The 13,242-nt window shown below is 70.3% G+C and carries 15 protein-coding genes; 8 read left to right on the top strand and 7 right to left on the bottom strand.

Translation table 11 applies throughout. The features are described 5' to 3' along the window. Positions 1-28 precede the first annotated feature (28 nt). Genes A4X17_RS11520 through A4X17_RS11510 form a run of 3 tightly spaced genes read right to left on the bottom strand, consistent with a single transcriptional unit; the run spans position 29 to position 4,652 of the window. On the bottom strand, positions 29-997 hold the full coding sequence (locus A4X17_RS11520; protein WP_064295814.1) for an NAD(P)-dependent oxidoreductase: 969 nt from the start codon (positions 995-997) through the stop codon (positions 29-31). Continuing rightward, a complete protein-coding gene (locus tag A4X17_RS11515; protein WP_369808458.1) occupies positions 994-3,672 on the bottom strand; it encodes an alpha/beta fold hydrolase in 2,679 nt (892 codons plus the stop codon). Before A4X17_RS11515 ends, A4X17_RS11520 begins: the two co-directional genes overlap by 4 nt. Then, positions 3,666-4,652, bottom strand: coding sequence for a 3-oxoacyl-ACP synthase III (locus tag A4X17_RS11510; RefSeq protein WP_064295813.1), 987 nt, complete (start codon positions 4,650-4,652; stop codon positions 3,666-3,668). The genes A4X17_RS11515 and A4X17_RS11510 overlap by 7 nt, the downstream gene beginning before the upstream one ends. A gap of 252 nt (positions 4,653-4,904) precedes the next feature. Between A4X17_RS11510 and A4X17_RS11505 the strand changes: the two genes are divergently transcribed. Continuing rightward, positions 4,905-6,131, top strand: a complete 1,227-nt coding sequence (locus tag A4X17_RS11505) for a pyridoxal phosphate-dependent aminotransferase (protein ID WP_064295812.1) — start codon at positions 4,905-4,907, stop codon at positions 6,129-6,131. Between the two features lie 32 nt (positions 6,132-6,163). Here A4X17_RS11505 and A4X17_RS11500 read toward each other — a convergent pair whose 3' ends face one another. Then, positions 6,164-6,832: a YitT family protein gene (locus A4X17_RS11500; protein ID WP_231884368.1), complete on the bottom strand. Its 669-nt coding sequence runs from the start codon at positions 6,830-6,832 to the stop codon at positions 6,164-6,166. Between the two features lie 91 nt (positions 6,833-6,923). Between A4X17_RS11500 and A4X17_RS11495 the strand changes: the two genes are divergently transcribed. Next, positions 6,924-7,415 carry an Lrp/AsnC family transcriptional regulator gene (locus A4X17_RS11495; protein WP_064295811.1) on the top strand — a complete coding sequence of 164 codons (492 nt, stop codon included), beginning with the start codon at positions 6,924-6,926 and terminating at the stop codon, positions 7,413-7,415. A gap of 5 nt (positions 7,416-7,420) precedes the next feature. On the opposite strand, the gene A4X17_RS11490 is transcribed toward A4X17_RS11495, so the two are convergent. Further along, complete coding sequence (locus tag A4X17_RS11490; RefSeq protein WP_064295810.1) at positions 7,421-8,656, bottom strand: MFS transporter; 1,236 nt, start codon at positions 8,654-8,656, stop codon at positions 7,421-7,423. 82 nt (positions 8,657-8,738) lie between these two features. Between A4X17_RS11490 and A4X17_RS11485 the strand changes: the two genes are divergently transcribed. Beyond that, entirely contained in the window at positions 8,739-9,053 is a 315-nt protein-coding gene (locus A4X17_RS11485; RefSeq protein ID WP_064295809.1) for a helix-turn-helix transcriptional regulator, read from the top strand. A gap of 100 nt (positions 9,054-9,153) precedes the next feature. After that, positions 9,154-9,471, top strand: a complete 318-nt coding sequence (locus A4X17_RS11480) for a hypothetical protein (protein ID WP_064295808.1) — start codon at positions 9,154-9,156, stop codon at positions 9,469-9,471. A gap of 284 nt (positions 9,472-9,755) precedes the next feature. On the opposite strand, the gene A4X17_RS11475 is transcribed toward A4X17_RS11480, so the two are convergent. Then, positions 9,756-10,277: a MarR family winged helix-turn-helix transcriptional regulator gene (locus A4X17_RS11475; protein ID WP_064295985.1), complete on the bottom strand. Its 522-nt coding sequence runs from the start codon at positions 10,275-10,277 to the stop codon at positions 9,756-9,758. A gap of 131 nt (positions 10,278-10,408) precedes the next feature. On the opposite strand from A4X17_RS11475, the gene A4X17_RS11470 reads away from it, so the two are divergent. From A4X17_RS11470 to A4X17_RS11455, 4 genes are read left to right on the top strand one after another with little or no spacing between them, the layout of a single operon-like run. Continuing rightward, positions 10,409-10,711: a hypothetical protein gene (locus A4X17_RS11470; protein WP_064295807.1), complete on the top strand. Its 303-nt coding sequence runs from the start codon at positions 10,409-10,411 to the stop codon at positions 10,709-10,711. A 7-nt stretch (positions 10,712-10,718) separates the two neighbouring features. Then, positions 10,719-11,270 (top strand): RNA polymerase sigma factor, encoded by a 552-nt coding sequence (locus A4X17_RS11465; protein ID WP_064295806.1) that lies wholly within the window; start codon positions 10,719-10,721, stop codon positions 11,268-11,270. Further along, complete coding sequence (locus A4X17_RS11460) at positions 11,267-11,884, top strand: Asp23/Gls24 family envelope stress response protein (protein WP_157583466.1); 618 nt, start codon at positions 11,267-11,269, stop codon at positions 11,882-11,884. Before A4X17_RS11465 ends, A4X17_RS11460 begins: the two co-directional genes overlap by 4 nt. Further along, positions 11,884-12,267, top strand: a complete 384-nt coding sequence (locus tag A4X17_RS11455; RefSeq protein ID WP_064295805.1) for a hypothetical protein — start codon at positions 11,884-11,886, stop codon at positions 12,265-12,267. The genes A4X17_RS11460 and A4X17_RS11455 overlap by 1 nt, the downstream gene beginning before the upstream one ends. A 6-nt stretch (positions 12,268-12,273) precedes the next feature. Here A4X17_RS11455 and A4X17_RS11450 read toward each other — a convergent pair whose 3' ends face one another. Further along, positions 12,274-13,212 (bottom strand): DMT family transporter, encoded by a 939-nt coding sequence (locus A4X17_RS11450; RefSeq protein WP_064295804.1) that lies wholly within the window; start codon positions 13,210-13,212, stop codon positions 12,274-12,276. Positions 13,213-13,242: the final 30 nt, after the last annotated feature.

The following is a 13,242-nucleotide window of genomic DNA, read 5'->3' as shown; positions in this document are numbered from 1 at the left end:
GCCCCCAGGCCGCACCGGCCGGCCGGGGTCAGCCGCGGTAGTGGGCCGCCAGGCGCTCGAGACCCTCATCGATCGAGACCGCCGGCGTCCAGTGCAAGGCCGCGCGGGTCTGTCGCTGGTCGAACCAGTGCGCGGTCGACAGCTGCTCCGCGAGGAAGCGCGTCATCGGCGGCTCATCGGCGCCGGGGCGGATGCTCCACAGGCGCTCGACGAGCCCACCGGCAGCTCGGGCGACGCCGGCGGGGACACTGAAGGCGGGCGGCTTCACGCCGGCGGCACGGCAAATGCCCGCGAGCAGCTCGCCGACCGGACGCGGCTCCCCGTTCGTCACCACGAACGCCCGACCGTGTGCCGTCTCCGCGTGTTCGAGTGCCGCGGCGATGGCCGACGCCGCGTTCGCGACGTACGTGCTGTCGATGAGGGCGGTGCCGTCGTCGAGCAGGGGCAGGCGGCCGCGGCGCGCGCGATCCACGATGCGCTCGACGAGCTGCGGGTCACCCGGACCCCAGACGAGGTGCGGCCGCACGACGACGACCGCGAAGCCGCGGCGGTCCCGCGCGAGGGCGAGCAGCTCGCCCTGCGCCTTCGTGCGCGCGTACTCACCGCGAGCCGCGCCCGGATCGGCCGGTTCCGCACCCACACCCACGAGCGCCGAGCCACCGTGCGCGACGGACGGCGAGGAGATGTGGACGAACCGCGAGACACCCGCGGTCTCGGCCGCGTCGAGGACGACCTCGGCCCCGGCGACGTTGACGCGCTCGAACTCCGCCGGATCACCTGCCAACGAGACCTTCGCGGCCAGATGCACGACCGCGTCGACGCCGTCCATCGCCGACTCGACGACGGCTGCGTCGGTGATGGATCCGCGCACCTCCTCGACGTCGGTGAGTGCCGACGGTCCACGCTGCAGCACCCGGACGCGATGTCCGCCACGGAGCAGCTCGAGGGCGACCTCGCGGCCGAGCATGCCGCTCGCACCGGTGACGAGGACGGTCACGGGTTGCTCAGCCGTTCACCGGCCAGGATGCCTTCCGCCCACACCGACAGGCGCGTGCGGTCGATCTTGGAGTTGTGGCGGATGTCCGTCGGCAGCTCAGGTACGACGAACACCGCGACGAGCGGCTGCGTCGAAGCGTCCCGCACCTGCGCGGCGAGCTCCGCATCAGCGAGCCGGACCCGCTTCGTGCCCGTGGTCGTCTCGACGATCGCGACGCACTGACGGAGACCCTCGGGACCGACGCCCACGACGGCGGCGCGGCGGACGAGCGGCACCGTCTCGATCGCCTGCTCCGGTCCGACCGGGGCGATCGGTCCGTCCTGGGTCGCGATCACGTGCGGCAGACGGCCCTCGATCCAGAGGCGGCCATCGGCGTCGAGATGCCCGACGTCGCCGGTGCGGTGCCAGCGTCCGTCCTCGGCGACGTCGCGGACGGCGGCCCGGTCGGTCAGCCAGAGCCGGTCGTACTGCGACTTGAGGTGCTCGGCCGAGATGATGACCTCGCCGAGGCGGTCCGCGTCCTGCGTCGGCGCACCGGTGGCGCGTCCGGCCTCGTCGAGCGGGCTGATGCGCACGTCGACCCCGCCGATGGGAGTCCCGACGCACACCCCCGTGTGCTCGGTGTCCTCGTCGGGCAGCGTGTCGAGGGTGATGTCAGAGACGAGCAGACACTCGGTCATGCCGTACACCGCGTGTGCGGACGCGTTGGGCAGGACACCCACGAGTGCCGTGAGGAGCTGGCGGCTGACGGGTGCGCCCGTCGAGAGCACGGTCCTGACACCCTGGAGCGCCTGTCGGTCCCCTGCGTCGAGCGCATCGGCGGTCGCGACCACGTTCAGGATGGCGGCCGGCGAGAGGAAGACGATGTCGGCGTCCGTCTCGGCCACGGCGGCAGCGACCGCTCGAGCGGTGAGTGTCCGGGGCGCCGAGATGTCCATCTCCGGCGTCGAGGAACGGGCTCCGAGCGCCGGGCCGAGCAGCGCGAACGGCGCGAACCCGGTGACGAGCCCCGAGTCGGCGGTGATCGAGAAGTGCTCCGAGAGGACGTCGCGCAACGACGACAGCTGAGCATGGGTGTACTTCACGCCCTTCGCCGGGCCGGTCGATCCCGAGGTGTAGAGGATCGCCGCGAGGTCGGTCGGGCCGGGTTCGCCGGGCAGCTCAGGCGTTGCACGGGCGTCGAGCAGGTCCTTGAGGCTGTGCGAGACGCCGAGGGCCGTCGCGGTCGCGCCGGGGAGGCGGGCCGCGGAGATCTTCACACCCGGCCAGCCGAGCGCACGAGCGGCGGCGAGGCCCTTGGTCTCGCCGATGACGTAGGCGGGCCACGCGCCTCGGACCGCACGGTGGAGGCCCTTGACGCCGAGACCGGCGTCGGCGACGACCACGACCGCGCCGATGCGCAGGCAGGCGTAGATCACGGCGGTGAGCGTTGCGCCGGGCGTGACGAGCAGGGACACGCGGTCGCCGCGCCGGACGCCGATGCGGTGCAAGCCGGCGGCCAATCGCGTCACGCGGTCGTCGAGCTGCTTCCAGCTGACGCGACGGGCCGCACCCGAACCGCGCTGTTCGACGATCGCATCGCTGTCGTCGGTGCGTCGCTCCTCCAACCGCCGCCAGAGCGGTTCGACGTCGGGCTGCTCGGTCGCAGCGGCAGCGGACTCCACAGGCGTCGCTTCGACCGGCGCGCCCTGCGGCAGCCGGTCGTCGAGCCAGGCGAGCAACGACTCGGCGACCGGGGCGTCCTCGATGACGAGGTGACCCGCGCCGGCGAAACGGTGGACCTCGGCGTGCGGGAGGCGGTCGGCGAGGTCGTCGAGGTAGCGGTCGCTGAAGATCGGGTCTCGCGGACCCCACAGCATGAGCGCAGGGACGCGGAGCTGGGCGACGTCGTCGGCGAGGCGCTCGAGGCGCGGGAAGCTGACATGCTCCGGGGTCGCCGGGATGTCGGCGACGAACGCACCGATGCCGCGGCGTCGCGCAGGAGCGGAGTAGGGGCTGCGGTACGCGTCGCGGACGTCGCGATCGAGCGGCGGGGACGCGAGCGACAGCGTCGTGTCGAGGAAGGCGGTCGTCTGCACCGAACCTGCGCCGAGCATGCCGCGAGCGCCGGCGAGCCGCAGTGGCGCGGGGATCGGGGTGCCCTCCGGGTGGTGCACGGCCGTGTTGAGCAGCATCGACCCGACGAGGAGCTCAGGATGCTCGGTGGCCCAGCCGAGGGAGATGACGCCGCCCCAGTCGTGGCCGAGGGTGACGACGGGACCGGTGAGGCCGAGCGCGTCGGAGAAGGCTGCGAGGTCGGCGATCCGCTGTTCGAGGGTGCGGGTGACCTCGGTCCGCTCGGACCAGCCCATCTCGAGCTGGTCGACGGCGACGACGCGCCAGGCGGTCCCGCCGGCGTCGGCCTGCTCGACGGACCGGGTGATGAGCGAGCGCCAGAGGTACGACCAGGTCGGGTTGCCGTGGACGGCGAGGACGGTGCCGACCGGCTCGACACCGGCTTCGCTGAGCGCCTCGGCGGTGTCGAGGTAGTGCCAGTTCCTCGTCACGCCGTCGTCCGCCAGCCGACCGGGGACGTCGATGCGGCGCGAGTACCGCGCGGGGAGGCCGGGCAGACCGGCGGCGCGCACACCCATGGTCCGCAGGCCGACGTTCGCGGCGACCGTACCCGCTACCACGCGAGTTCCATGAGGCCGGTGTTCAACCCCGAGCCGACGCCCATGAGGAGGACGCGGTCGCCCTTGTTCAGGGTCGACTGCTGGTCGGCGAGGGTGATCGGGATGGAGGCCGGTCCGACGTTGCCGAGGTAGGGATAGGTGACCGGTACGCGACTGCGGTCGAGCGAGGCGGCCTTCACCATGGAGTCCGTGTGGATGGACGACACCTGGTGGGTGATGTAGCGGTCCATCTTCGACCACCGCCACGAGTCGCCGGCGGCTTCCTTCCACGCGGAGACGACGAGGTCGAGCCCGCCCTTGAGGAGTGCTCGGGCATCGGTGAACATGCCGTCGACGCTGCCGACGCAGAGGTGGTTGAACTCCGTCGCCGCGCGGGTGACGCCGCCGAGGATGCGGTGCCCCTCGGGGTGGCGGTCGGCCGGCCCGATGACGGCGGCGGCGGCCCCGGAGCCGAGGGTGAGCGAGGCGAACTCGCTCATGAAGTCGTCGCGGTCGATGGTGCTGCCACTGAGGCGCTCGATGGTGTTGGCGTGCACCTCGCTCGCGTCCTCGCCGTTGACGATGAGTGCGTACTCGATCTGGCCGGACTCGATCATCGCGGCCGCCATGGTCATGCCGGTCACGAAGCCGAGACAGGCGTTGGCGATGTCGAAGTTGATGGCCGAGCTCGGCAGGCCGAGGCCGTCGTGGATGCGGACGGCGACGGAGGGCTCGAGGTGCTGCCGCGTCACCGAGGTGTTGATCATGAGCCCGATCTGCGAGGGCGAGATGCCGGCCTCGGCGAGCGCACGGCGACCGGCCGACACCGTGGCGTCGTCCGAGTTCTCGCCGGGCCCCCAGTGGCGTCGCTCGACGACACCGGCGACGCGTCGCAGGATGCCCTTCGGGAGGCGGGCGCGTTTCATCGCACCCGCGAGACCTTCTTCGATCTCGACCGAGGTCACCACTGCGGACGGCAGCGTGCTCGCCACCGACAACATGGCCACATTGTCGAATCGGGTAGTTGCGTTTCCGGTCACGATTCCTCCGTGCCTCTGACCAGGCAGTCTTGACCGCCAGCGTCTGACGGTACTCCTCTACCCTGAACGTGGACGAATCGTGTCCCCGTTGTTGACAGCGGGTGCCCAGCCCGACAGCGAGACTCGGGCCCGCCGGAGCACCGGTGCAGGCGGGAGCCGCGATCCTGCAATCGGCACTGCCACGCGCGCAGGTCACCGCAGTAGCCTGTGGGGATGACCACCCGCCGCACCCTCGACCAGTCCTCCAAGCTGAAAAGCGTCCTCTATGAGATCCGGGGGAAGGCCCTCGTCGAGGCCGTGCGTCTCGAGGCCGACGGGCACCGCATCCTCAAGCTCAACACCGGCAACCCCGCCATCTTCGACTTCGAGGCTCCGCACCAGATCGTCCGCGACATGATCGCCGCGCTCCCCCACTCGCACGGGTACAGCGACAGCCGCGGCATCCTCTCCGCGCGCCAGGCCGTCTCCTACCGCTACGAGGAGATGGAGGGGTTCCCCCGCGTCGACCCGGAGTGGGTGTTCCTCGGCAACGGCGTCTCCGAGCTCATCACGATGACGATGCAGGCCCTGCTCGACGACGGCGACGAGGTCCTCATCCCCGCGCCCGACTACCCGCTGTGGACCGCGATGACGAGCCTCGCGGGTGGCACCCCGGTGCACTACCGCTGCGACGAAGAGGCGGACTGGGCACCGGACATCGAGGACATCCGCTCCAAGATCACGCCGAACACCAAAGCGATCGTCGTCATCAACCCGAACAACCCCACGGGTGCGGTGTACTCCCGCGAGGTGCTGGAGCAAATCGCCGGAGTCGCACGCGAGCACGGGCTGCTGCTGCTCGCCGACGAGATCTACGATCGCATCCTGTACGACGACGCCGTCCACATCCCGATGGCGACCGTCGCCCCCGACCTCCTCTGCCTCACGTTCAACGGCCTGTCGAAGACCTACCGGGTCGCCGGCTACCGGTCCGGCTGGCTCGTCATCACGGGGCCGCGCGACCACGCGCGCGGCTTCCTCGAGGGCATCACCCTCCTGGCGTCCACGCGTCTGTGCCCCAACGTGCCGGCGCAGCACGCCGTACAGGCGGCGCTCTCCGGCGTGCAGTCGATCGACGCCCTCATCGCACCGAGTGGTCGCCTGCTCGAGCAGCGCGACGCCACCTGGGCCGGCCTCAACTCGATCCCGGGCGTCTCCTGCACGAAGCCGATGGGTGCGCTCTACGCCTTCCCGCGCCTCGACCCGGAGGTCCACGAGATCCACGACGACGAGCTGCTCGTCCACGATCTCCTCGTGGCGGAGCACATCCTGCTCGTCCAGGGCACGGGCTTCAACTGGCCGGACCCCGACCACCTGCGGGTCGTCACCCTGCCGGAGGAGCGCGTCCTCACCGACGCGATCGAGCGGCTCGGCAACTTCCTGTCGTCCTACAAGCAGTAGGCGCAGCGGGCACGCACTCGGCGTCCGGCCTGCTACACCCCCAGGTACCGGCCCGGCCGGTGGTTCAGCGCGAGGATGAGGTTCAGCAGGACCGCGCCGAGCGCCGACACGAGCACGTTGAGCGGCGGCACGGCCACGAGTGACACGAGCACCACCACGGTGTCGACGGCCATGAGCACGTAGCCCGCGCGGACACCGAACCGGTCCTGAAGGATGAGCGCGACGATGTTGAACCCGCCGAGACTGGCTCGGTGTCGGAACAGGATGAGGATGCCGACGCCGCAGAGCACGTTGCCGACCACGGCCGCGTAGAACGGGTCGATGTGCCCGACCGGCAGGAACAGCGGGTGCACCCCGGACAGGACGGACACGAGCACGATCGCGCCGCCGCTCCGCAGCGTGAACACCCAGCCCTTGCCGCGGATCGCGAGCAGGAAGAACGGCAGGTTGATCGCGATGAACAGCACCGGGAACGGCACGGGTGCGAGGTAGCTGACGAGGAGCGACAGGCCGGCCGTCCCGCCGGTCACGGCCGAACCGGCCTTCAGGATGAAGAGGCCGAACGACACGACCGTGACGCCGACGAGCAGCCCGAGGATGTCCTCGACCACCCCGTGTCGAACCGGAGACGGTGCCGGGGCAGGCGTGGAGGGAGCCTGCTGCGCGCTCGACATCGCGGCGCTCGGCTGCTGGGTGCTCATTCCGCCAACGATGCGTCAGCTCATCGTGTTGCGCAACACGAGTAGAGTGCAGTGGTCATCGTGCTCGATTCCCAGACCGAGAGTGAGCAACATGCCTCATCCTGCGACCATCGACCATCTCGACGCGCGCATCCTGACCGCGCTCGACGACGACCCGTCCATGACGGCGCTCGCCCTTGCACGCTCCCTCGGCGTCGCGAGGAACACCGTCCACGCCCGCCTGCGCCGACTCGAGACGAGCGGCGCACTGGCCGCTCCGAGTCGCCGGGTGCGACTGTCGGCGCTGGGCTACCCCCTCACCGCGTTCATCGAGATCTCCATCCGGCAGGACCTCGCGACGGAGGCCTACGCGGCCCTCGAGTCGGTCCCGGAGATCGTCGAGGTGCACGCGACCACCGGAGACGCCGACCTCTTCGCGAAGGTCGTCGCGCACGACACGGAGGACCTGCACCGCATCGCCGGCGTGCTGCTCGCGGCTCCGGGTGTGGTCCGGACGAACACGAAGGTCTCGCTCATCGAGGTCATCCCCTACCGAGCGTCGACCCTCCTCGATCGCCTCGCCGTGGGGCCGTCAGCACGCTGAAGCCGTCAGCGCGCTGAACGGGCACGCACCACGGCGGCCGTGCCCGCGGCGATCGCGACGACCGTGCCGTAGCCGAGGACCGTGGCGTGGAGCCCGATGGCCGAGGCGAGGAGACCCGCGATGACGGCCGGGACCCCGAAGGACAGGTAGGCGACGATGTACAGCGCGGCGAACAGCTCCGCGCGTTCGTCGGCCGGCGCGAGCGGGACGAGTGAGGCGATCGTGCCCATGAACGCCGTGCCGAACCCGGTTCCGGCGATCACGACGGCGACCACCGCGATCGGGAGCGACCCGAGGATCAGGGCGACGAGCAGGAGCACGGTCCCGGCGGACAGTGCGGAGGCGCCGTAGACGGCCGCGACGACGGGTCGGCGACGGTGCAGCACCGCGGCGGCGACGGCCCCCGCGGCCGGCAGCAGCCCGATGAGCAGTGCCCCGCCGAGCTGGCCGTCCACGCCGAGCTCCGTGTGCATGATGCTCGGCCCGAGGGAGAGGAACAGGCCGCCGGTCGCCCACCCGCCGAGGACGATCGGGATGCTCACGACGAACAACCGTCGGGCGTCGACGGGGACGGCTGCGCGAGGTCGGATGGCACGGGCCCATCCGGGAGCGCGGGCGGAGGTCTCCGGCACGATCCAGATGGACACCGCGATGAGCAGGTAGGCGACCGCCAGCGGCAGGAACGTCCAGCTCGACGGATCGGCGACCGTCTGCAGGAGGACGCCCGCGAGGATCGTGCCGGAAGCGAGACCGATCATCGGCGCGATGGCGTTCAGGAGGGTCGCCGCCCGTGGTCGCTCGGGCGGGGCCAGATCGATGATGGTCGCCGACAGTGTGGAGAGTAGCGCCCCACTGGCGAGGCCTTGGAGCACGCGGGCGAGGTACAGCAGCGCTCCGGAGTCGACGTGCCAGAGGAGCAGCATGCTCGCGGCGAGCACGACGAACCCTGCGGTGATCACCGGGCGGCGTCCGAGATGGTCCGAGACCGAACCGATCGTGAGGAGTGCGACCAGCAGGGCGAGCGCGTAGGCCGAGAAGGCGATGGTGACGCCGATCGGGCCGATGCCGAGCCGCTCCTGGAGCTCCGGGTAGAACGGTGACGGAGCGCTGGCGCCGGCGAGCATGAGCGTGCTGCCGAGCCCCGCGAGGACGAAGCCGAAGCGACGGCGAGGCAGCACGGGCGCGCCGGCAGCCGCGGAGGGCACGGGTCGGGTCGGGGGTGACGGGGTCGTCGTCTGCACGGGCGGGCATCCTTTGGTTCCAAAAATGTCGAACGATTGGACGATACGCGCTTTCCGCTGATTGTTCAACTATTATCGAACCATGCCTGCACCCGCCGATCTCACCCACCCCGACCGCGAGGCGATCGAGCTGCCGGCCGTGCTCTTCGCGCTCAGCGATCCCGACCGGCTCGAGATGGTGCGGCAGCTGCGGGACGGCCCGATGGACGCTGCGAACTGCACCGCCCTCGACCCCACGATCCCGAAGTCGACGAAGTCCCACCTCATGAAGGTGCTCCGCGAGGCCGGCGTCATCCGGAACGAGCCGAACGGTCGCCACCGCACACTCACCCTGCGGCGCGACGACCTCGACACCCGGTTCCCGGGCCTCCTCGACGCCGTCCTCGACGCCGACTGACCGGCACTCCCACCCCTCGGGTTCGCAGCCCGTGGACGGGAACTGCCAGAATTGGCGGCGCGGTGATCCACCGCACACACGGGACAGGGGGCTGGGGAACATGGGAACGCTGCGATACGGGAACGAAGCACTCGAACTCGAGGACCGGACCCTCGCCCACGTGCAGATGGTCGTCGTCTCCAAGCTCCGCAAGGGTGAGGCGTTCCTCCTCTCGTGGACCATCGACCCCGCACACGGCTCGGGCCGCTACGCGATCTGGATCGAGACCGGCGTCCCCATCGTCTTCCGGTTCACCGGTTCCCGCCCGGTCTCGCTCAACCGCGCCTGGTTGCAGGCCATGCTCGACCGCACCTACACGCCGGCGGGGCTCGAACTCATGCCGGAGACCGACTACCCGGAGCTGGCCGCCGACAACTGAGGCGCGGCAACCGGAACGACCGCGAGTAGCACAAGCGATCCGACCGTTCAAGCATCGGCCGTCCGACACGTGCTCGATTACCATCGGATCATCGAAGGTCGGGGACTTCTGAGAGTCGGCTCGAGCGGTGCCTGGAGGGCCCGCAGCGCGCGGTCGAAATCGTCGAAGACATTCGGAGGCGGGTCACACGGATCAGACCGTGCGGCCCGCCTCGCTGTTTCACATGAGGCCAGGTGGAGCCGGCCGAGTGGCCTGCCGGCTCATCGACGGCTCGGCGCCACCGTTCAGTGCTGCGGCTGCCCCTCGGGCTCGGTGCGATCGATCGAGTCGACGGCCTCGCGCATGCGGTCGAGGAAGTCGACGATGCCGGCCGCCATCTCGGGGTCGATCCCGGTGGTGGCCTCCATCATGCGGTGGTGCATGTGACTGAGCGTCTTGCGGACCTCGGCGTCGGCGAAGTCGGTGGTCGAGACCGTGACGCGACGGCGGTCGGTCTCACTCGGCTGCCGGACGACGTGACCCGCCGCTTCCAGGCGGTCGAGCATGACCGTGACCGACGAGGTCTTGATGCCGAGGTAGGCACCCAGATCGGTCGGACTGACCAACCGGTGCTCCTGCTTGGCCCGCAACATGAAGCGCAGGGCCAGCAGATCGTTCTCGCCCATGTGCATCTCGTCGCGCGTGCGACGACGCATGGCGGCCTCCGCCGCGCGGTACAGGCGCATGGCTTCGAGGATGTGGCGGCCACGCTCGTGCTCGTCCTGCTCGTACCAGTAATGCTGCGCTTCAACGGCTTGGGCGGTCATGAAGTTCAACAGTAGTGGTTCTCGTAACGAGTTTGTCTAGCGGAGTCCGAATCGCAATGTCAAGTGGGGTACATGCAGACGCATGAATCACTAGATTCTCTAACAACACGACAGTTGAGCAAGGAGTAGTCATGAGCACGGTGCTGGAGCGAGGCACGACGACCACGGTCGCCTGGGCTGAGCCGGACGCGACCCTCTGGGTCGCCTCGATCGACGGCGAGTACGCCGGCATGGTCGAGTTCCGGGACGGCCGTTTCGTCGCCGCCTCGAGCACCGGTAAGGACCTCGGGGTCTTCGTCTCCCTGCTCCGTGCCAAGGAGGCGGTGGAGAACGGCCCGGCGAGGACGCTCCAGTTTCCGTACGTCGCCACGGTCGCCGCGTCCGCGATCGTGTCCGCGACCGCCGTCGCCCTCACCGCGTTCGCCGTCCTCTAGCCACACCGTGAAGCGCTCGCTCGAGGTCCTCTCGGACGGCATCCTCGCCGAGCGCGCGGCCGACGGAGACGTCACCGCCTTCGAAGTCCTCGTCTTCCGGCACGGTTCCCTCATGCGCGCCTACGCCGTCCGCGTGCTGGGCAACCAGTCGGAGGCGGAGGACGTCGTACAGGACGTCCTCATCCAGGCTTGGGGTCAGCTGGACCGGCTGAACGACCCGAACGCGGTGAAGTCCTGGCTGATGCGCATGGTCTCGAACCGGGCGATCGACCGCATCAGGCGCCGCCGCGAGCACAGCGAGATCGAGGATTGGAATGCACCCGCCCCGTCCCATCAATCCCCGGAACGGGTCGTCGAGGTGCGCATGCAGATGAGCGCACTCGCTTCGGTCCTGGACCGACTCCCCGCCATGCAGCGTGAGTGCTGGATGCTGAAGGAGACGGGCGGGCTGTCGTACGTCGAGATCGCCGAATCGCTCGGGGTCCCGGCGTCGACGGTGCGCGGGCAGCTCGCGCGGGCCAGACAGACCGTCCTGCGGGAGATGGAGGTGTGGCGATGAACGACGACGACCACGAGTCCATGCTCGACGGTCTGGCAGGTGCCGACCTCGACGGGCACACCATCGACGAGCTCTCCGACTACCTCGACAGCGGCCGCGAGCCCCTCGACCCCGACATCGAAGCCTCCCCCGGCTGCCAACTCGCCCTCGACGCCCTCCTCCGGCTGCGCACCCAGACCTGGGCGCTGCTCAAGTCGGAGGCCGCGACGCACTCCGAGCAGGACCGCTCCTGGATGCACGCGGTGCTCCAGAACATCTCGCTCGAGGCGCACGCCGGTCGGGACATCCCGCTCAGGCATCCGGACCCCGAGGTGCACCTGCGCATCACGGAAGGTTCGGTCCGCACCCTGATCCGCGGGGTGGGTGACAGCGTCGGCGGGGTCATCGTCGGTCGCGTCCGCCTCGACGGCGATGTGACGACCCTGGACGCGCCCGTCACGGTGGCGATCACCGCCTCGGCCGCGTTCGGCAACAACCTCGAACGACTGTCGCAGCTCATCCGGGATCGCGTCGTCGCGGAACTCTCCACGCACACCGAACTCAACGTGGTCGCCGTCGACGTCACGATCATCGACATCCACACGCAGCGCGTCGCCCGGCCGGAGGACTCCTGATGGACACCGATGCCGCACTCTCGCAGCAGCTCACCGCCGTCGTCGCAGCGACACCGGGGGTCACCACGGTCTACGCGACCGGGTCGCCGATCCGTGTGGTCCTGCGGACCGTCGCCGATGCGGTCGGTCCTGACGACGAGGAACCCGCGAAGGTGGCCGTCGGTCGCGAAGCAGACGGTGCGCTGACGATCGGCGTGACCATCGGCGTGACCGACGGCGCTCCGGTGCCGGCGACCCTCCGCCTCGTCGGCGATGCGATCCGCGGGGTGCTCGCGACGTCGAGGGAGGGGACACCGATCCATGAGATCGACGTCCGCGCCTGCCGGATCGAGGACACAGCACCGCTGGGAACGCCGTTCACCGGCTCGGCGACCACGCTGTAGACCCCGTCAGACGGGCGCCGGCTCCTGCTGCGCCGTGGGTGCCGTGCCGGTCGTCCGCGCACGGTGGCGACGTTCGATCGCCTGGCCGACATAGCTCGCCACGATGATCAGCGCCGCACCGAGCACACCGAGCGGGCCGATCACCTCCCCCGCGATGAGCACGCCGACGAGGAGCGCCCAGACGGGTTCCGTCCCCATGAGGATGCTCGCGCGCGAGGCCGAGGTCCGCCGCACCGCCCACAGCTGGACGACGAAGGCGAACACTGAGCACAGGAGGCCGAGGAACAGCACGTCCAGCCATCCGCGCACGTCGAGCCGGGTGACGGCCGCGGCGAGCCCGTCACCGGCGATGAGGCTGAACGCGCCGGCGCACACGAGCATCTGGACGAAGACCACGCCGAGCGTGCTGTCGGTGCGGCCTCGGGTCAGGTGCGCGCTCGACGTCACGTGCACCGCGCGGACGACGGCGGCGGCGATCACGAGCGCGTCACCCGCGGTGGGTGCGCGGAGGCCGCCGTCCGACACGAGCAGCGCGACACCGACCACGGCTGCGACCGCGGCGACGAAGTAGGACCTCGGGAGCCAGGACCGCGAGGCGACACCGTCGAGCACCGGCGTCATGACGAGCGCGAGGCTGATGAGCAGCCCGGCGTTCGTCGCCGAGGTCAGGTGTACGCCCCACGTCTCGAGGCCGATGATCGCGGCCTGCGAGCAGCCGAGTGCCGCCGCGATCAGCAGGCCCCGTCCGCGCGGCAGGCGCTCCCGCCGCACGAGGCAGATGAGCCCGATGGCGATCACCGCCGCCAGGAAGCGCAGGGCGACCGCGGCCGGCACACCGGTGACGGCCGCGAGGTCCTTCGCCGCGAGGAAGCTGGCGCCCCAGACCGCTGCGACCCCGACGAGCAACACGTCGACGATGAGTTCGGAGGGTGCGCGGCGAGCCATGCCGCTACTCTCCAGGAGACGGACACGACA

Source organism: Plantibacter sp. H53 (genome assembly GCF_001650455.1).
In the GTDB taxonomy this organism is placed as follows: Bacteria; Actinomycetota; Actinomycetes; order Actinomycetales; family Microbacteriaceae; genus Plantibacter; species Plantibacter flavus_A.
The sequence above is the reverse complement of the archived record's forward strand: the minus strand, read 5'-3'. Positions and strand labels throughout refer to the sequence as shown.